Annotated in this window: 17 protein-coding genes and 3 pseudogenes; 8 read left to right on the forward strand and 12 right to left on the reverse strand. The window is 32.3% G+C overall.

Features of this window, described 5'->3' with window-relative positions; all coding sequences use genetic code 11:
- Positions 1-948, reverse strand: a pseudogene (locus BTM19_RS13180) (hypothetical protein); the annotation flags it as partial.
- A gap of 194 nt (positions 949-1142) precedes the next feature.
- Between BTM19_RS13180 and BTM19_RS12400 the strand changes: the two are divergent.
- From BTM19_RS12400 to agrA, 6 genes and pseudogenes are all read left to right on the forward strand, one after another.
- A complete protein-coding gene (locus BTM19_RS12400; protein WP_029378929.1) occupies positions 1143-1772 on the forward strand; it encodes a nitroreductase family protein in 630 nt (209 codons plus the stop codon).
- Between the two features lie 364 nt (positions 1773-2136).
- Complete coding sequence (locus tag BTM19_RS12405) at positions 2137-2922, forward strand: carbon-nitrogen family hydrolase (protein WP_029378928.1); 786 nt, start codon at positions 2137-2139, stop codon at positions 2920-2922.
- Positions 2923-3688: 766 nt separating this feature from the next.
- Positions 3689-4258 carry an accessory gene regulator AgrB gene (locus BTM19_RS12410; RefSeq protein WP_029378927.1) on the forward strand — a complete coding sequence of 190 codons (570 nt, stop codon included), beginning with the start codon at positions 3689-3691 and terminating at the stop codon, positions 4256-4258.
- A 2-nt stretch (positions 4259-4260) separates the two neighbouring features.
- A complete protein-coding gene (gene agrD, locus BTM19_RS12415) occupies positions 4261-4398 on the forward strand; it encodes a cyclic lactone autoinducer peptide AgrD (RefSeq protein ID WP_029378926.1) in 138 nt (45 codons plus the stop codon).
- A 25-nt stretch (positions 4399-4423) separates the two neighbouring features.
- Positions 4424-5720, forward strand: a pseudogene (agrC, locus tag BTM19_RS12420) (quorum-sensing sensor histidine kinase AgrC).
- Between the two features lie 12 nt (positions 5721-5732).
- Positions 5733-6449 carry a quorum-sensing response regulator AgrA gene (agrA, locus tag BTM19_RS12425; RefSeq protein WP_029378924.1) on the forward strand — a complete coding sequence of 239 codons (717 nt, stop codon included), beginning with the start codon at positions 5733-5735 and terminating at the stop codon, positions 6447-6449.
- 35 nt (positions 6450-6484) lie between these two features.
- Here agrA and BTM19_RS12430 read toward each other — a convergent pair whose 3' ends face one another.
- The 6 genes and pseudogenes from BTM19_RS12430 to BTM19_RS12455 all read right to left on the reverse strand — a co-directional run bounded on the left by BTM19_RS12430 (position 6485) and on the right by BTM19_RS12455 (position 12751).
- Positions 6485-7450, reverse strand: coding sequence for a carbohydrate kinase family protein (locus BTM19_RS12430; protein ID WP_029378923.1), 966 nt, complete (start codon positions 7448-7450; stop codon positions 6485-6487).
- Complete coding sequence (locus tag BTM19_RS12435; RefSeq protein WP_029378922.1) at positions 7447-8931, reverse strand: sucrose-6-phosphate hydrolase; 1485 nt, start codon at positions 8929-8931, stop codon at positions 7447-7449. Before BTM19_RS12435 ends, BTM19_RS12430 begins: the two co-directional genes overlap by 4 nt.
- An 84-nt stretch (positions 8932-9015) precedes the next feature.
- Complete coding sequence (locus tag BTM19_RS12440) at positions 9016-9978, reverse strand: LacI family DNA-binding transcriptional regulator (RefSeq protein ID WP_029378921.1); 963 nt, start codon at positions 9976-9978, stop codon at positions 9016-9018.
- A gap of 581 nt (positions 9979-10559) precedes the next feature.
- Complete coding sequence (locus BTM19_RS12445) at positions 10560-10784, reverse strand: sulfurtransferase TusA family protein (RefSeq protein ID WP_029378920.1); 225 nt, start codon at positions 10782-10784, stop codon at positions 10560-10562.
- A gap of 21 nt (positions 10785-10805) precedes the next feature.
- Positions 10806-11893: pseudogene (locus tag BTM19_RS12450) on the reverse strand (YeeE/YedE family protein).
- Between the two features lie 216 nt (positions 11894-12109).
- The gene (locus BTM19_RS12455) at positions 12110-12751 is read right to left on the reverse strand and encodes a redox-sensing transcriptional repressor Rex (RefSeq protein WP_029378918.1); all 642 of its coding nucleotides are present in this window, start codon (positions 12749-12751) and stop codon (positions 12110-12112) included.
- Positions 12752-12902: 151 nt separating this feature from the next.
- Between BTM19_RS12455 and BTM19_RS12460 the strand changes: the two genes are divergently transcribed.
- A complete protein-coding gene (locus BTM19_RS12460) occupies positions 12903-14831 on the forward strand; it encodes an ABC-F family ATP-binding cassette domain-containing protein (RefSeq protein ID WP_099265876.1) in 1929 nt (642 codons plus the stop codon).
- A 366-nt stretch (positions 14832-15197) separates the two neighbouring features.
- A complete protein-coding gene (locus tag BTM19_RS12470; RefSeq protein WP_058625893.1) occupies positions 15198-16799 on the forward strand; it encodes a MutS-related protein in 1602 nt (533 codons plus the stop codon).
- 132 nt (positions 16800-16931) lie between these two features.
- Here the strand turns inward: BTM19_RS12470 and BTM19_RS12475 are convergent, their stop codons facing one another.
- The 5 genes from BTM19_RS12475 to tsaE all read right to left on the reverse strand — a co-directional run bounded on the left by BTM19_RS12475 (position 16932) and on the right by tsaE (position 20181).
- A complete protein-coding gene (locus tag BTM19_RS12475; RefSeq protein WP_099265877.1) occupies positions 16932-17354 on the reverse strand; it encodes a VOC family protein in 423 nt (140 codons plus the stop codon).
- 270 nt (positions 17355-17624) lie between these two features.
- A complete protein-coding gene (gene tsaD, locus BTM19_RS12480) occupies positions 17625-18647 on the reverse strand; it encodes a tRNA (adenosine(37)-N6)-threonylcarbamoyltransferase complex transferase subunit TsaD (protein ID WP_038678871.1) in 1023 nt (340 codons plus the stop codon).
- Positions 18640-19104, reverse strand: a complete 465-nt coding sequence (gene rimI / locus BTM19_RS12485; RefSeq protein WP_029378912.1) for a ribosomal protein S18-alanine N-acetyltransferase — start codon at positions 19102-19104, stop codon at positions 18640-18642. Before rimI ends, tsaD begins: the two co-directional genes overlap by 8 nt.
- Positions 19077-19739, reverse strand: coding sequence for a tRNA (adenosine(37)-N6)-threonylcarbamoyltransferase complex dimerization subunit type 1 TsaB (tsaB, locus tag BTM19_RS12490; RefSeq protein ID WP_029378911.1), 663 nt, complete (start codon positions 19737-19739; stop codon positions 19077-19079). The genes rimI and tsaB overlap by 28 nt, the downstream gene beginning before the upstream one ends.
- The gene (tsaE, locus tag BTM19_RS12495) at positions 19720-20181 is read right to left on the reverse strand and encodes a tRNA (adenosine(37)-N6)-threonylcarbamoyltransferase complex ATPase subunit type 1 TsaE (protein ID WP_029378910.1); all 462 of its coding nucleotides are present in this window, start codon (positions 20179-20181) and stop codon (positions 19720-19722) included. The genes tsaB and tsaE overlap by 20 nt, the downstream gene beginning before the upstream one ends.
- Between the last annotated feature and the right edge of the window lie 6 nt (positions 20182-20187).

Genomic DNA, 20187 nt, shown 5'->3' on the forward strand with positions numbered 1-20187 from the left:
TACTACTTGGATTGTCTGGTTGCGGTTATTGCTTGAGCCATCTCCACTACCTGGTTTATCTGGGTTTGGTTGATTATCTCCACTATCTCCATTATCTGGATTGTCTGGTTGCGGGTTATTGCTTGAGTCATCTCCACTATCTCCATTATCTGGATTGTCTGGTTGCGGGTTATTGCTTGAGTCATCTCCACTACCTGGTTTATCTGGTTTTGGTTGATTGTCTCCACTATCCCCATTATTTGGATTGTCTGGTTGCGGGTTATTGCTTGAGCCATCTCCACTACCTGGCTCATCTGGATTTGGTTGATTGTCTCCACCATCTCCATTATCTGGCTCATCTGGATTTGGTTGATTGTCTCCACTATCTCCATTATCTGGCTCATCTGGATTTGGTTGATTATCTCCACTATCTCCGCTATCCGGTTTATCTGGATTTGGTTGATTGTCTCCACTGTCTTCATTATCTGGCTCACCCGGATTTGGTTGATTGTCTCCACTGACTCCATTATCTGGCTCATCTGGATTTGGTTGATTGTCTCCACCATCTCCATTGTCAGGCTTATCTGGATTTGGTTGATTATCTGTATTGTCTTGAGTACTTGGCTGATCTGTATTCGGTTCGTTTTGTTCAGTTGAATCAATGTCACTACTTTGCTCAGATTGTGCTTGGCTTGGTTCTTCAGATTTCGGCATATCACCTAAGTCGTTATCTGAGTATAGATTAGTTTTATCATCACTTTGTACTGTATCACCAGCTACTCTTGGACTTTCTGTATGATTTGTAGGATCAGAATGAATTGGCTTTTTATCTGATTGCTTTGTGTTTTCATTTGTTAGTTTTTCATTAAGTTGTTGTTCAGCAGCGTGAGTTTGACTAGAAATTAATGTTGTACTTAAAGCTATAGCAAAGCTGGACATCACAAATTTATGCGAAAAATACCACTTCATAGATTCACCTCCAAAATTCATATTTTTTATATTCATATATAGTATATAAGAAAAAGACCTATTTTTCATCAAAACCAATTTATTGAAAACAAATATTAATCCTTTTGAAATTTTATGTAAACCCCTATTTACAAACTCTGATATAATTATTATACTTGATATATAAAATAAATTGATATAAAGGAGCATTCACAATGGGATTATTTAGTAAAAAGGACTCAACTTTAGAAACTTTTCAAAATGCAATAGAAACGAGACGTACTATTTATAGTTTAGATCAAGAGATTTCAATCTCTGATAGCGAAGTAGAAGATATTATCGAACATGCAATCAAACATGTTCCATCATCATTTAACTCACAATCTACGCGTATTGTATTACTTTTAAATGATAACCATAACAAATTCTGGGATATCACTAAACAAGAACTTAAAAACGTTATGGGCGAAGACCGTGATTTCCAAGCAACTTCTGATAAAGTAGATAATTTTAAACATTCTCACGGTACAATTCTTTACTTTGAAGACCAAGATGTTGTCGAAGGATTACAAAATCAAATGCCTAACTATGCAGAAAACTTTGCCATCTGGTCTAGCCAAACAAATGCAATGCACCAATTTGCAATTTGGACAGCTTTAAGTACTGTAGGCGTTGGTGCTTCATTACAGCATTACAATCCACTTGTTGATGTTGCCGTTTCTGAAGCTTTTGAAATACCTAAAACATGGAAACTTATAGCGCAAATGCCTTTCGGTAATGTTCGTGATGAGGCTGGGGATAAAGAATTCCACGATATAAGCAAACGTTTTTTAGTTAGAAAATAATCATATTTACTTACTTCATTAGCATTTAATTATAAAATGAGAGGTCGAGCTTATACATGCTCGGCCTCTTCTAATATCCAATGAGTTATCTCAATAAATTTAAGCGAACGAAATTTATATCTCATTTCCACCAAAACTAATAAATTCAATTTTCCATACATAAATAACATGCTTATAAACTTCATTTCATTCTCCAACTTAATTCTAAATAAAAAACTAATAAATATTTTCACTAATTACTAAAACTATCTATCTCCACTGTTTATTGCTTTCTATAGTTATTAATCTAAAACAGCTACTAATTTTGAATTATCAGAATATTTTTAGTATATTGATGCTAACAATAATTTAAGGGGCGATAAGAATGAATATAGAAATTTTTCAATTTAAAATCGAACCGGCAAATGTTTCATTAAATGAAGAAAACATCATTAATTGGTTTTCTAAATTTGTAACCCACGAAACTGATGTCGTTGTATTACCAGAAATGTGGAATAATGGATATGCTTTGCCTCAGTTAAAAGAACTAGCTGACAATCAACTATCACGTAGTTTTGAGTTCATATCAAAGCTAGCGATCCAATATAATGTTGATATAATTGCAGGTTCTGTTTCAAATACTATGAAAGAAGATGTGTATAATACAGCACTTGCAGTTTCAAAAAATGGCTATTTAATCAATAGTTATGACAAAGTACATTTAGTTCCTATGTTAGATGAACCTACATTTTTAACTGCTGGTAACGCTGTCCCTGAAGCATTTAATTTATCTAATGGTATTAAAGCCACACAAATTATTTGCTACGACTTACGTTTCCCTGAATTATTACGCTACCCTGCTCGAAAAGATGCAGAAATAGCTTTTTATGTAGCACAATGGCCTCAAGCAAGAGTGAGTCATTGGATAGCTCTTTTAAAAGCACGTGCCATTGAAAATGATATGTTTGTAATAGGATGTAATTCATGTGGGGATGATGGACAAACAGAATACGCTGGTCATTCAATCGTAATTAATCCAAATGGTGAAATAATTGCGCAACTAGAAGGTAAGCCTGACCACATTTCATGTAATATCGACTTAGATGAAGTTACTACTCAAAGAGAAAACATTCCAGTTTTCAAAAATCTTCGCCCTCATTTATATAAATAAACACCAAAATAAAAACCGTGAGCTTGGGAGGGACTCACGGTTTTTGTAACTTATTATTAAGGGAATGTTTTTTACAGTTATTTCTCTATCTATTTTTGGGGATGTTATTAATTATGAAAAAATTTAGTGAATTTACCGATTAAAATGATAAATTGAATGATGTTTACGATAGCTTACATGTTAATACTTTAAATCGCCTCTGTTATAGGCAATGTTAAAATGATATTTGAATCGAGACTGGGAATGTTCTACGAATTCAAATTCGGGATTGCTTAATAAAATTAAGCGCGTTGTGTACCTGAAAGTATTATTTTACGAAATCACTAATCATTGCTGAGAAATGGTTTGTCACTACATCAGCCTCCTCTTGTTTGTAATCAATTAATTGAAAAACGAGAACTTAACTTGTAACTATAACAACTATACGAAGAAAGTACAGTTACAATATCAGTGTGTTAATCAGACCCCTGCTCAAAAGTCTAATCAACCTTATCATTCAAACAAAAATTTCAAACAAAATTTTGATTAAATGATTTGTAAAATGTAATCACTTCTTTGTGATACAAGTACATTTAACCATGATTTTTAAAAATAATGTAAAAAAATCCCTAACTCGTTAGTTTTTATTCCTAAATGTAAGTATAAATATGATAAAATTAGTCAGATAAATATTTTAAACAGTTAGGAATTAAAAATATACAGTTACGCAATAAGACGCATAAAACTTAATTAAAATTGTATAATACGAGTGAGGAGAGAAAAGCCAATGAGTAGATTAATTGATACTAAAATAGACAATTTTGCTAAAAGTCTTCAACTACGTAATAATTTAGATCATATAGAATATTTAAAAATGCGTTTAGGCATGCAAGTTGTGGTAAGTAACTTTTTTAAAGCAATTGTTATTTATGGTGTTTCAATCCTTTGTCATATGTTTTTATACACACTAACTGTTCATTTATCATTTTTTATTATTAGGTATTTTGCACATGGTGCGCATGCTAAAAATTCTTTAGCTTGTTATATAGAAAGTCTAGTTTATTTTGTGTTATTACCTTGGATAGTCGGGTATATACAAGTGTCATTTATAATAATGTATCCATTAGCTTTTTTAGGCTTAATCGCAATTATTATTTATGCACCTTCTGCCACTAAAAAGCAACCTATTCCACAACGCCTAAGAAAGGGTAAGAAAATTAAGGCAATATGTGTAACATTATGTTTATTGTTGATTTCACTCTTTTTAACTGAACCTTATCAACAATTAATTTTACTAGGTATTATTATTATATCCATTTTACAATTTCCAATATTTTTCCCTAAGGAGGATAATTAATTATGAATATTTTTACATCAATTTTAACTATTTTCGTTAAATTCTTTTCACTTATTGGGACAATCTCAAGTGTAAGACCATGTGGCGGGTTTGTAGATGAGCCTGAAGTCCCTAAAGAACTAACAAAACTATACGAATAACAGTTAAGTAGAAAGTGTGTATAAAATGTCAGTTTTAAACTCAGTAATTTTATCAGCATTACAAGCAATCATTTTATTTTATAATATGAAATTTTTTAATGATATTACTTATACTAAAAGGGATTATATTTCAATTATTGGGATAATAGTCCCTTCTGTTGTTTTATTTTTATTTGTAGATTCACCATCGATTGTATTGCTTTTTATTTGTAGCCTAGTGTTCATGTATTTTAAAAAGAAATTTATAGGGATAGTTTCTGTATTAATTTGCTTTTTCATATTATATATGGCTAATTTTACAAGTTTGTGGTTAAGTACTTTACTAGTAGACTTGATACCAATTAATAATACTTTCACTATATTTTTTATAATCATTTTCGCAATTGCATCTATCATTTATGCATATATAGCAAAATTTTTTATAAAGCGTTTATCTTTTTCGGATCTATCGCTTAATAAGTTATACTTAACATTAGTTAGCTTGTTTTTATTAACTATTTTGGGTGTTATCTATTTTTATTTACCTCAACAGAATGTATCATTTGGTGACGCTAAGTTCATTTCTGTTATGTATGCAGTCGTTATTATTACCACTGCTATTCTTATCATTACAATTTCTTTTAGCATTATTCGCCAAATTCAATATAAGCGTAATATGCAGGAAATTGAAAATTATTATAAATATACGTTACAAATTGAAAAAATCAATCATGAAATGCGCAAATTCAGACATGATTACGTCAATATCCTTTCTACCCTCTCTGACTTTATCAGAGAAGAAGATATAGAAGGTCTAAGAGATTACTTTCATTCTGAAATATTACCTATGCAAGATAGTATGCAAATGAATGCAATTAAAATCAATGGTATTGAAAACCTGAAAGTTCGTGAAATTAAAGGTTTGTTAACTACTAAAATACTTCAAGCGCAAGAAAAAAACATTCGCATTAGTATTGAGGTCCCAGAACCAATTGAAAAAATCGATATGCCTATTATAAATTTAAGTAGAGTCATCGGTATATTACTTGATAATGCAATTGAAGCTTCTGAAAAAATCACTGAAGAACCACTTATTCGTATCGCTTTTATTAAAAATGAAGATACGTCAGTAACATTTATCGTTATGAATAAGTGTGAACAAAATATGCCTAAAGTACATACTCTTTTCCAAGAAAACTTTTCTACTAAAGGAAAAAACCGTGGACTTGGATTATCCACATTAAAAGAATTGACGGATTCAACAACAAATGTTTTACTTAGATACAACTATTGATAACAACTACTTTATTCAAAAAGTGGAAATCTTAAATTCTGATTCATAAGGATGTGTTACTGTGAAAATATTCATTTGTGAAGATGATGAAAGACAACGTGAACATATGGTTTCAATTATAAATAACTATATTATGATTGAAGAAAAACCAATGGAAATTGAAGTTGCGACAGCTGATCCTTATGACATTTTAGAACGCTCAAAGAACATTAATGATATAGGATGTTACTTTTTAGATATTCAACTAGAAGCTGACATCAACGGTATCAAGCTTGCAAGTGAAATACGTAAACATGATCCGGTCGGCAATATCATTTTTGTTACAAGTCATAGTGAACTGACATACTTAACATTTGTCTACAAGGTTGCAGCAATGGATTTCATTTTCAAAGATGATCCAGACGAATTAAAATCAAGAGTGATTGATTGCTTAGAAACATCTGAGTCACGACTAAAACTACTTTCAAAAGAAAGCAGCGTCGAAACAATAGAATTAAAACGTGGTAGCAATTCTATTTATGTGCAATATGACGATGTGATGTTCTTCGAATCATCTAGTAAATCCCATCGCTTAATCGCACATCTCGACAATCGTCAAATCGAATTTTATGGAAACCTTAAAGAAATTGATCAGTTAGATAAACGCTTCTTTAGATGTCATAATAGTTTTGTAGTAAATAGACACAATATTGAGTCCATCGACTCTAAATCACGCGTAGTTTATTTTAAAAACAATGAGCATTGTTATGCTTCTGTAAGAAATGTCAAAAAGATATAATACATAAAAAGCTGAGCATGTAATTAAATACATGCTCAGCTTTTTATTGCTTTATTTACTTCTTCTAAACTTGGAATACTTGATATCGCTCCGTATTTCGTAGTTACCATTGCAGCTACGTAATTACTAAATTCAAGTATGCTTTTACCTTCGCTTTTCAACAGTGATATCACGTCTGTTCTATCAGAAGTTAATAATCTGCTAATTAAAGCACCTATAAATGCATCACCTGCACCTGTAGTATCAATGGCTTTAACTTTAAAACCTTGTTGAGAAATTTCATTTCCATCTTTAAAATATATGACCGCTCCATCAGCACCTTTGGTATAAATCACTACATTTACATTCCCGTGGAACAACCACTGTATAGCATGTTTTTCATCTGCAATTCCAGTAACAAATTCCAATTCTTCATCAGATATTTTGACGATATGTGCTAATGGAATAAATTCATGAATTGCTGATTTACAATCCGCTTCATCTTTCCATAATGGCAACCTCACATTAGGATCAAATACAATTGTACCTCCTGTATTTGTCACTTTTTCAATCAATTCCTTATGTGCTAATTTCATAGGACTTTCCACTAGATCAACTGAGCAGAAATGCAACATATCATTTTCAGTTACATCGATGGAACTTACTGCATCAGTACTGTACAACATGTCAGCCGATGGTTTTCTATAAAAGGAAAAGTCTCTTTCTCCTTCTTTAGTTAAACTCACAAATGCTAAGGCCGTATTGGCTTCCTCAGTACGTCTTACATATTGAGTACCTACTCCTATGTCTTCTAGCGTTTCCACAATTAAATCACCAAATGCGTCTTGTCCTAATTGTGTAATCATTTCCGCATTGCCACCTAGTTTTGTCGCTGTACAAGCCACATTACATGGTGCACCCCCGACTTGTCGACTAAACTTTTCTACATCTTTTAATTTAGAATCTGTAGTATTCGGTATAAAATCTATTAAAGCCTCTCCAATTGCTAGTAGACGTTTCATATAGTGTCACCTTTCAAATCGTATTTTGTAAATTTTAGATAGGTTTGGCCTGATTCAGTAGATGTTTTAATGCCTGTTGCATTTTCATCTGTAAATATTCTGGTTGTCATCACACGTTCACCATCATTACAGAATATTTCAACACTAGAAGTATCTACAAATAACTGCAGTTTTGATAACGGTGTATCTAAATAAGTACTCCTCGTTGTTCCTTCAACAGGTTCTGGTAATTGACCACTTTCACTGCGATCTAATGTTAATTTTTGCTCCCTCTTATTATACGTAATCAATGTAGACTCCGTCTTAGATGTACGTACTTCAAAGTAAACTTCTGTCGCCTCATTTTCCAAAATATCGATGATTAATTCAAACTGTTTACCTTCATATGGATGTAATTGTCTTGTGAATTTATTAGCATAACCTAGTGCCGTTTCTTCATTTGTGCGAAGCTTTTCAAGCGCTTTGATGGGACGTTGTTTTAAATTACCTGACTCAATTGTCAATACACGTGGGATAGTTAAACAATGCGCCCAACCATCGGCATCTGAAGGATAGTTAATATCGGGCAAGCCCATCCACCCAATTAATATGCGTTGACCATTTTCGTCTAAGAATGTCTGAGGAGCATAAAAATCAAAGCCATAATCTAATTCATGAAAATCAGCATGGTTCATTGTTAAATTATTAATATCATACTGTCCCATAATATACCCAGATTGATAAATATTCTTAAAGCGTTCCCCTTCTGAATCTATGCCTTGAGGACAAAATAATAACATGTCATAACCGTTTAAATTAAAATAATCCGGACACTCCCACATATAACCAAAATCATCTAGATTCGTTTGAACCTCTCCTTGAAACTCCCAATTGACGATATCTGTGGAACGATATTGCAGAATTCTCCCTTGTTTTTTAATATTTTGAGCAGCTATCATTGCGTAATAAACACCGTCTTGAACATGTACCTTAGGATCCCTAAAATGTTGAGTATAGCCAAACGGTGGTGCTGATATCACTGCTTTAGGAAATTTATTAATCGATCCATCCTTAGACATTTTTGCGATATGTTGTGTAGAAATTCTATTCCAATCACTATCTCGATGGTTCGCTGTATACATATAATATAAGTGGTCATTATATTCAAAGGCACTGCCACTATATACACCGTGACTATCATCTTTCGTATCTGGTTTAATCGTTGGACCAATAGCTTTAAAATCTACAAGATCCTTACTTTGATATGTATACCAATATTTCAATCCATGCACAGGTCCTAAAGGAAACCATTGGTGAGATACATAATAATTCCCCTTGAAATAGATAAGACCATTAGGATCATTTAACAATCCTATTATGGGTTGTATATGAAAAGTTTGTCTATATTCAGACTGATTAACTTGTTCAGTTAATTTTTCAATCGTTTCTTGATCAACATCTTCATATTTTTGATAACGTTGCTCTTTTGTCCACTCCGACATGGTGCGTATCCTCCTATTTATAAAATAAGCTCATTTAAATGGTACCGGTTCCATAATATACTTTTTTATCATACCATTTTTCTTTTAATTTTCAAATGACTGTTCAACATCGATAATAATGCGTTGTTCAATTTCTTGATGTTGTATCATCTGATTTAGTTTGTCCATAGCCACACTTCCCGCATATTCAAAATTGTAATTTATAGTATGGATAGATGGTGACACAATATCAGTGACTGGATCTCCACCAAATCCTACAATATACTTTTCGTGCGCATGTGGCGTGTGTTCTGAATTATATTTATGTATCGCTAAGGCAATTGAATCAGTAGCCCCAACAATTGCGTCATAATGAGGGTATGCTTCTAACGCTTCTACAACATCGACCATCGCCTCTTGATAATTAAATGATGTGAGCGAAATTTCAGGTTGTATGCTATGTGCTTCTAAACCCGCAATCAGACCTTCTTTGCGTTGAACCCCTACCGCAATATCACTTTCTGTTACACCAAAGAATTTGATATCGTTATAACCTTGTTGACCTAACATATCACCAACTAAGTATCCAGCTTGGTAATCATTATGGATAATACAATGTAAATCATCATGTGCTTGACCAACAATAATTACAGGAACATTTATTTTATTAATCACTTCTAAATGTTGGTCTGTGATTTCTGTTGCCATAAAGACAATACCATCTACCTTACTTCTATAAAATGTTTCAAGCGCGTCAATTTCTAATTGAATATTAAGATTTGTGTAATTTAGAAGTAAACTATAATTCAATTGATCACAGACTGTTTTGACTCCTTTAATTGTCTCGTCGACAGCAAAAGAGTTCATTCTAGGAATAATTGCCCCTATCATATTAGTTCTACGCGCACGTAAACTTTGTGCAAATTGATTGGGCTGATAGTCATTTTCGCGAATAATTTTATCTAATCTTTGTTGAGTTTTTAAACTTACCGAACCATTATTTAAATATCTCGAGACTGTACTTTTAGAAACCCCAGCAATTTTTGCTATATCAGCAATGTTCTTCATATTTTCTCACTCTCATTAATTAACTATTATAAACAATACTCATTTTATCATAATGCAATCGCTTTAAATACTATTTAAATCTTCTCTTACCAAAAGATTGAATTTTTCAGCTTTGTATCTAAACAGCAATATATAAGAGGACTTTCGAGTATGATATAGAAGTAGAAACTACAATTTAAAGAAGGGATATCACATGAATTAGGTGAAAATGTATGGCTTAATATGCATCGCTGTTTGCTTTTGTTATTTTTAGTTAAAAATGGTAGTTAATCAGCCATTTTTTAACTCTTCTCCCTCTAATGATATTAATTATTTCTTGTATCTATAAAGGTAAATCTATTAAATTTATTTTTACTCATTGCTTTAATGTTACCTCTTACTACTAATAACTTTGACTCTTTTTTATTTATTGAGTATTTTTCCAATAATAATTAATAGTTACGTCTTAATCATAAATACTAAAAAGGTCGAACTCAAAGCATAGCTATGAATTCGACCTTTTTTAATTTAATTATTATATTGACTAATTAACTAAGTGAAGCGCATTTCTTACCTCAACGTTAGCTATTTATAGTAACTGATTAAACTTTTTGAATTGTGATTGTCCATGATGCGTCATCTAACTGCTCATAATTTGTAACTGGAAAGCCTTGCTCAGCTGCCCAATTTGGTAATGCTTCAGTTGCTTGAGTACAATCAAAATCTATTTTTAATTCATCACCATTATCTAAAGTATTCATTTTCTTTTGTGCTTCTATTAAAGGGAATGGACAAACCATTCCAACTGTACCTAACTCGTGTACCATAATTTGTGCCTCCTATATTAATTATATTGTTTGCGTTTGTGACGTTACATTCTCATTAGAAGTTTGCTTCTGCGCTTTTTTCATAGGTCTTATAAATACAAAATAACTCATTGTCCAAGCCCCTAAGATCATTGAAGCGAGTGCAATCCAACCTTTCCATGACATCGTTGCTGTCTCTACTAGTCCATTACCTATTGAACAACCACCTGCCACTGAAGCGCCGAATCCCATAAATACGCCACCAATAACACTGTTTCGGATGGTTTTTTTATCTGGCAATCTCCATTTAAACTCTCTTGCACCTTTAGCCGCCAAATAAGAACCTAGGAATATCCCAAGTACTAAGAATACACCCCAATCTAGTAATTTCAAATCACCAGTAACGAAAAACTGTACTAGATTGCAGATGGAGTAGTAATACCTAGCCCATACATTCTTCCTGTCGATTCACTTACAGGCCATGCAATTAACGCGATGAGTCCTACTGCTATTGCAGCCACAAAAGGATGGTATTTCTTTTCAAATAAATAATGACGTACACCTGTAAATTTCTGCTTTAATTTAGGAACAGCAAATTTAGGTTTTGGTTTGCGTAATGTTTTGACTACAAAAAACACTGTAATAACTGTAAGCAATATTACCCAAATCCATGTCGGTATCCCTGTAGTTTGTGACATACTCGTATTAACATTTGTAGGTTTGTTTACACCATCCATTAATGGTAATAACAAACCATATTTCGTAGCTGCCGAAGTAAATGCATAGGCAATGAGTGCCATCCAACTACCAATTAAACCTTCTCCTGCTCTATACCAAGTACCAGTTGCACATCCACCAGCTAATATAATACCTAAACCAAATATAAACGAACCTATTACCGTCCCAATAACTGGATAAGTTGAATCAGGTATTTGTACTAAACCAGTTGAAGTTAAAATGAGCAATCCTATACTTTGAACTGTAATTGCTATAAGTAATGCATAAAACATTTTGTTACTCTTTTGAATATACATGTCTCTAAATCCACCAGCTAAACAAAACCGTGTTCTTTGCATAACAAAGCCTAAAAGACTTCCCACAATAATGCCGCTGATTATTAACCAAGTCATATTAATAACCTCTTTCCCGATAAAATCAATAAGATTAATAATATTAGAAATCGTATAAAATTTCAACCTTGCAACTCATAAATTTTTAACTTTCTGCTAAATTAATAGTAGTCGTATTTTTGAAATTCAAATTAAACATCCATAAAAAAATAGTTTTTTATAAACACAATACATGGAATGTATTACTGTATCTATAAAAAACTAACTAAACATTTCTTATTTATTACTATAATTTTTCATAAAGAATAATAAAGATTGTAATTCAATACCTAAATCAATATGATGAACTTGAACGTCTGATGGTGTTAGTACACGACTTGGTGTAAAGTTAAGTATTCCTTTAACACCTGACTCCACTAATACATCGGCTACGTTTTGAGCCGCTTCCTCAGGCGTAGTCAGTATCACTACATCTATATCTTCTTGCGATAATATTTCCTTTATTTTATCAAATGGACTAACTGTCACTTTACCTATTTGTGTCCCAATAATTTCTTCACGAATATCGAATGCTTCAGTTATAGTCATTTCATCATGTATTGAAAAGTTATATGTTAATAATGCTTTACCTAAATTCCCTACGCCTACAATTGCAATTTTAATCTCGTCGTTTTCGCTAATTTCATTTTTAAAAAAATGTAATAAGCTATCAATATTATAGCCATAGCCTTTCTTGCCTAACTCGCCAAAATAAGAAAAATCTCTTCGAATTGTTGCGGAATCAATATTTAATCCTTCGCTGATGGATTTAGAATTAACTCTATCAATGCCTTTAGATTTTAATGTATTGACGAATCTATAATATAACGGTAAACGTTTCAATGTGGCACGAGGAATCTTTTCGCTTTGATTAGCCAAGATCTTATCCCCCTATTTCATTATCTGTTATTCATTAATCTTATAATCACTACAACATTATACATGACTGAATAATAAAAATAAACAATGATAGTTTTAACAACACGCTGAATACTGTAGAATGATATTGAATAGAGAGGTGCAAAATCAGATGATATTATTACAACTCAATGATTTAACAAAATCATTCGACGGAGAAGATATTTTTAATAATGTAGATTTTGAAGTAAAAACTGGTGAACGCATTGGTATTGTAGGTCGTAATGGCGCCGGAAAATCAACATTAATGAAAATCATTGCTGGTGTTGAAGATTATGATAGCGGTCATATTTCTAAAAGTAAAAATTTAAAACTTGGTTATTTAACACAGCAAATGACATTAAATACAGATCAGACTGTATTTGAAGAAATGTCTAAGCCGTTTGAGGCAATGAAAAAATTAGAACAAGAAATGAAATTAGAAACAGATTGGTTAGCACAACATGCTGATGAATACGATTCTGAAACTTATAAAACTCATATCGATCGCTATGAATCATTATCCAATCAATTTGAACAACAAGATGGCTATCAATATGAAAGTAAAATTAAAACAGTCTTACATGGACTGAATTTTAGTGAAGCGGATTTCGACAGGCCTATCAATGACTTTAGCGGTGGTCAAAAAACAAGATTATCTTTGGCAAAAATGTTATTAAGCGAGCCTGATTTATTACTTTTGGATGAACCTACTAACCATTTAGACATGGAAACAACCCAATGGTTAGAAAGTTATTTAAATTACTTTAAAGGCGCCATCGTAATTATCAGTCATGATAGATACTTCTTAGATAAAATTGTCACTCAAATTTACGACGTTGCACTCGGTGATGTCCAACATTATGTAGGCAATTATGCCCAATTTATTGATCAAAGAGATAAATATTATGAAAAACGTATGCAAGAATATGAAAATCAACAAGCTCAAATTAAGAGATTAGAGACATTTGTCGATAAAAATATTGCCCGTGCTTCAACTACTGGTATGGCTAAGAGCCGTAGGAAAATGTTGGAAAAAATAGAACGCATTAATAAACCTATGATTGATACTAAAAGTGCCAACATTCAATTTGAATTTGATCGTAATACTGGTAATGATGTCTTTCATATAAAAAATTTAGAAATTGGCTATGAGTCTCCGATTACTAAAGGAATTACTTTTGAAGTAACAAAAGGAGATCATATTGCAATTATCGGCCCTAATGGCATTGGAAAATCTACTTTAATAAAAACTATCGCCGACATACAAAAGCCATTAAACGGGACAATTACTACCGGTGCCAACTTAAAAATTGGTTATTATGATCAAAAACAAGCCGAATTCAAATCAAACAAAACAATACTTGATTACTTATGGGACCAATACCCTACTATGAATGAAAAAGACATTCGGGCTGTTTTAGGGCGTTTTCTGTTTGTACAAGACGATGTTAAAAAAATAATTAATGATTTATCGGGTGGTGAGAAAGCTCGTTTACAGCTTGCCTTATTAATGCTCGAGCGAAACAATGTACTCATTTTAGATGAGCCTACAAACCATTTAGATATAGATTCAAAAGAAATGTTAGAACAAGCTTTAGCGAACTTTAAAGGTACCATTTTGTTTGTATCTCATGATCGTTATTTTATTAATGAATTAGCTAATAAAGTTTACGATTTAGATCTCGATGGAGGCACAATGTATTTAGGAAATTATCAATATTATATTGATAAAACTGAAGAAAGTGCAGCATTAAAAGCAAAAGAAGAATTAGAAAATCCAACAGTAAATGATACAGTTATTAAACAAAACGACTCGTATAGTGATCAAAAACAACAAAAGCGTGAGCAACGTCAAATAGAACGTCAAATTGAAACATGTGAACTAAATATTGAAACCTTCGAAGAAGAAATAAATGATATTAATCATCAGCTTACCTTGCCAGACGTATACTCAGATCCTGAAAAAGCAAACTCCTTAGCGGTTTCAAAATCAGAAATCGAACAAAAACTAGAACAAGTCATGGCTGAATGGGCAGAATTACAAGAAAAATTAATATAAACACTAATTCAATTCAAGAGCTAAAGTAGAAAAGTCTACTTTAGCTCTTTTTCATCCCCTGAAATACACAATAAATATTCACAACCTCCATCCTATAACAAAGGCTATCCACAAAGTTATCCTAGTTATCCACAAGTAAAAAGTAATCTTTTTTTGCGCATAAAATTCAGATAACGGTTTATATCCACACACTTTACCCAAACTTATCCACATCTTGTACACTATTTGTTGATAAGTACGCATGTTCTCTATTGACATCAATTTATTCCTTCTTAAATAAGGCACTATCTCTGTTTGTTAAATTTTGGCTATAATGTCATAATTATCACATAGCCACTTACATATTAATAAAGGGAGTAATACACTATGCCAGCAATTTTTTGGTTCTTTATAGCTTTTCTTTTTTTGGGTACTGCATTAATGATTATCTCACCCATTGTTGCCAACAAAAAACTTATGCACGATATCAAACCATTATGGGATAATAAACGCCCATTAGAGAATTTCATTAGACCGAATCATACTTATAGTTACCAATTTGATACATATAAACATAAATTTAACAGCGCAACCTTGATAGACGAAAAAACGTGGTCAGATTTAAATCTTGATAGCGTATTTCATAATATGAATTTTAATTTTACAGCTATTGGCGAAATGAGGCTTTTTGCAACTTTAAAAAATATGTTCAAAGTAACAGACGCTCAACTTCTTTCGAATATTACAACTAACTTAGATTTTAGGAATAAAATATCATTGTATTTAGCGCAAATTGGAAAAGCAATCTATCCTACTTTTCCTGATCAAATCTCATCGATTAAACGCAATAATTTTTTTATGATTTGTACATACTTACCATTAATTTTTATAATGCTATCCATTTTCATTCCTAGCATTGGCATTAGTTTAACTATTGTTTCTGCAATTTTTAATATGATGTTAAGTGGATTTTTAAAAAAGACTTATGAACAAGATTTAAATTCAATGTTCTACACGTCAACCGTTATCAAAAAAGCGTATGCCATCCAACAACTCGAACTCGCACCTAATCTAGATATTGACTTTAAACATTTTGTTATAGCCCGCAAATTTAGTGGCTTGCTAGGTCGTGTGAACTCAAACGATGAAACATCTGTGTTTTCATTATTATTCAAATTAATCTTTATGATGGATTATCATCTATTTCATTTAATTCAAAACAGTTTTAAAAAGTATGAAGATGAAGTAATGGCGTGCTATGAATACATCGCTAATATTGATAATCATTATGCTGTAGCTTTGTGGAGAGAAACTTTAGATCATTATATAGTTCCTCAAGTTACAGAAAAGGATGTTATTCATTTTAAACAGTTAACACATCCATTGATTAATGGTGCAGTTCCAAACGATTTAGCGATAGACAATCATATTTTACTAACTGGTTCAAACGCATCAGGTAAGTCCACATTTATGAAAGCTGTTGCGCTCAACATCGTATTATCACAAACCATTAACACTGCTACAGCTAAAGAATTTGAGTATAAGCCTGGTATGGTTTATACCTCAATGGTCAACCAAGATGATATCTTAACAGGTGATAGTTATTTCATGACTGAAATCAAATCTATTAAACGTCTATTTGATATCACAACAACTAACAAAGTGTATTGCTTTATTGATGAAATTTTTAAAGGTACGAATACCACAGAGCGTATTGCTGCATCAGAGTCTGTCCTAAGTTATCTCGATCAACTTGAAGGCTATACTGTCATTGCCGCTACGCATGACATTGAGCTCTCTTCTTTACTAGGCAATGTGTATTCAAATTATCATTTTAATGAGTCTATAACTGAGGATAACATTTCATTTGACTTCAAGATTAAGCAAGGTAAAGCTGATACCCGAAATGCGATAGAATTACTTAGAATTATGTCATTTCCGAAGAAAATTTATAATCGTGCAAAGTCATCAGCAAACCGTAATACTTAATCAAAAATTGTTTTTTCGCTTCATTTATTATTGCTTATAACTACAAATAGAGAGGATGGATATTTATTCCATCCTCTCTATCTGTATAAATCAAACATAATTTTTAATAAAATCCGCCCATAAATTCATGCTTTATTCAGCATTAACCATCCACGTAACACCAAATGGATCATTAAACATACCATAAAAATCTGACCATTCAGTTTTACCTAATGGCATCGTCACTTCACAGCCCGCTGCTACTGCTTTATCAAAAAATGCTTTTGCCTTTTCCTTTTCCGATTCATTCGAACCATCAAATGTGAAGGTAACAATCGCACCACTATTATCTATTTTCTTATTCTTCCACGTGTCACTACAATAGAATGTTTCACCAAGTATATTAAATGAGGCGTTCATTGTAAAATCTGCGTCCACTTGATATTCTTCCGGCATATTTGCGAACATTTCATGGTCCCCACCTACACGTTGTATATCCGTTGCACCAAAATGTTCTTCATAAAAATTTAATGCGGCCAAACTATTTTGAAAATTAAAATATTGAACTGCTTTCATAATTAACTTCCTCCTTGTGGTGTTAAACATCAACACGTATTAAATCAATTATTTAAATGTCTATAAATTACTTATACCCATATTCTGTTGTTATAAAGTGGAGAATTTTTAATTTTTTCACTACAACCTTTAATAGTTAAAAACTTAAAGAACAGTAGTCAATTTATCCAACATCCATAAGTCTATTAAACACAAAAAAGTCCAAGACATTTATTTATATCTAGGACTTTTTGAAAGTAACTACTACATTAACATAGTAATTTCCACTAATTATTTAACTGTAAATGCTTCAATATCTAAACTATTAACACCATTCAATGTCATATCTGCTGTAACACCTGCATTATATAAATAATGGGCCGCTGCACCAATCATAGCAGCATTATCTGTGCATAATTTAGGGCTTGGTATTGAGAGTGTAATATTGTGACTTTCACAGGCTTCTGATAAGGTAGACCTTAAACCTTTATTACTCGCTACACCACCTGCAACTATAAGTTGGTTTACACTGTAAGCTTCACATGCTGATATAGATTTGCCAACTAATACTTCAACGACACTATTTTGGAAACTTGTCGCGACATTCGCTTTGTTAATTTCCTCACCTTTTTGTCGAATGTTATGAAGTTTGTTTATAACCGCACTTTTTAATCCACTAAAACTAAAATCATAACTATCTTTGTCTAGCCATACTCTTGGAAAATCATAGCTATCTTGACCCTGAGCAGCTAATTTATCAACTTGTGGTCCACCTGGATAACTAAGTCCAATGGTTCTAGCTACCTTATCATATGCTTCACCAACAGCATCATCCCTAGTTTCACCAATAACCTCAAAGTTCAAATGATCCTTCATATAAATTAATTCTGTATGTCCACCTGAAACGATTAATGACATGACTGGAAACTGGAGTGGTTTTTCTAAATGATTCGCATATATATGACCAGCTATATGATGTACTGGAATTAACGGTTTGTCATATGCAAATGCTAATGCTTTCGCAGCATTTATACCGACTAACAAAGCCCCTATCAAGCCAGGACCTTGCGTGACTGCTACTGCATCAACCTGCATCATTGTTACATCAGCAGTATTCAATGCTTCATCAATAGTAGTTGTGATACCTTCAACATGATGTCTACTCGCTACTTCTGGTACGACACCGCCAAACCTTTTATGGCTTTCAATCTGACTTAGAACGATATTACTTAGTATATCTGTTCCGTTTTTAATAACACTGACACTTGTTTCATCACAACTGGATTCAATTGCTAATATTATTGTTTCATTCATTTAAATTCACCCACATAACTATTGCATCCTCACCTTCACCATAATAATTTTTTCGCTTACCACCATATTGAAAGCCTAAATTTGTATAAACATGTTGCGCAATCTCATTATCCACCCGTACTTCTAAACTCATTACTTCGCATTTAGTTTGGACATAACTCATTGCATACTTGAGTAATAATTGTCCAAGTCCATAGCCTCTATATGATTCATCAATAGCAACCGTAGTTATTTGTGCTTGATCTATCACAATCCAAACACCTATATAGCCAATTATTTTTTCATTAAATTCTATAATAAAATAATGTGCGAATTCATTTTTTTCTATTTCATGATAAAACGCATCAATTGACCAACTACTATCATTAAAACTATTTCTTTCAATATCAAATACTTGAGGGACATCTCCAAAATCCATTAACCGAATATTTAACTCTTGTTCTGTTGGTTTAACCAATTTCTTTCAGCCTCAGATACTTTAATATAGTTTGGTGTAAATTGATGTACATCAGTTGGTTGATCTATGAGTGATTGCATGTACTTGGCTTGTGGTAAATTTGGAATACAAGGATTATCTAATAACGACTCTAACTTTTCGCTATCTGTCCCAATAAATTTATATGGTTCAGCTAATTCGTGTAATAAATCTAGCAGGCTCTTAATTGTAATATATTGATCTTCAATAATTTGCTTTAGTTGTCCATTTTCATTTTTATAAACACCGGCATAAACAGCTTCACGGCGCGCATCAAATATAGGCACAATTAAACCTGTTTCTTCAGTTGCTGTTGCAGCAAGTGCTTTCAGTGAAGATACACCATATAGTTCAGCATTTAAAGCATAGGCTAATGTTTTCGCTACAGTAACTCCAATTCTCAGACCAGTATACGAACCTGGTCCTTCTGCGACAACAATGGCATCTATATCTTTCTTTGCTAATTGACTATCAGTAATCACTTTGGAAATAGCTGGCATCAATTGTACCGAATGGTTCGTTCTCTCGTTAGTATTTATCTCGTTTAACACTTTATTATCTTGTGCTATAGCTACGGATAATGGCTGATTGGATGTATCAATTAGCAGATAGTTCACGTTCAACATCCTCCTTAATTCTAAGATAATGCTCACCTTGAGCATCTAAAGTTATCGTGCGCTCAGTTGTATTTTCCGTTTTAATATTAATAGATAAATAATAATCAGGTAAAAATTCTGCTATAAATTGACTCCATTCAATCAGAATTACGGCGTCATCTTCAAAATATTCTTCAAACCCTAAATCTTCTTCTGAGTCTTCTAATCTATAACAATCCATATGATGTAATTTTACACCTGTACCTTGATATGACTTTATAATATTAAACGTTGGAGAATTGATATTCCGTTTTACACCTAAAGATTTTCCGATAAATTGACTTAAAGTTGTCTTACCAGCACCTAAGTCTCCATTTAGTAAAATTAAATCACCAGCAGTTAGATATTTTGTTAACACCTCACCAAAATGCGACATGTCATTGATATTATTAATTTTTATCATTGTCCT

Source organism: Staphylococcus xylosus, from assembly GCF_002732165.1.
Taxonomy (GTDB): domain Bacteria; phylum Bacillota; class Bacilli; order Staphylococcales; family Staphylococcaceae; genus Staphylococcus; species Staphylococcus xylosus.